The following is a 424-nucleotide window of genomic DNA, read 5'->3' on the forward strand; positions in this document are numbered from 1 at the left end:
ACTAGGCTTAGACAGCGAGGATGGAATCCGCCGCTTCTTGCCCCATTTGTAGAATGTCTTTCGTCATTGTTTGGGAGGCAACATTGGCGATCGCCTGCCAGTCCTCTGTAGTGAACATCTGAGCGAGCATAGCGATCGCCTCAGCCCGAATCACCTTCTGCTCGTTGGGTAACGCCTGCTCTTCCTCTGCCAACAGCACCTCAATCCAGACCGTTTGTTCGGGTGTGAGATGCCTCAGATGACCATATAAGCATTTTTGCGCCTCCATGTAGACAGCCTCTAGACTCCGCCCGAGCTGCCACGATTCTAACCACCCCTTCAACTCTGGTAACAAGATGGATAGCACTCGCACATACCACCGCTGCCGCTGCAGAGCTTCTGGCGCAGCATCCTTGAGTAACTCCACATAAGGCTGTAGACCCAG

Annotated in this window: 1 pseudogene; it reads right to left on the bottom strand. The window is 53.8% G+C overall.

The annotated features are described in order from the left end of the window. Positions 1-7: 7 nt before the first annotated feature. Positions 8-424 (bottom strand): annotated as a pseudogene (locus JUJ53_RS14130) (hypothetical protein); the annotation flags it as partial.

Origin of the sequence: Leptolyngbya sp. CCY15150 (assembly GCF_016888135.1) — a bacterium.
Classification (GTDB): domain Bacteria; phylum Cyanobacteriota; class Cyanobacteriia; order RECH01; family RECH01; genus RECH01.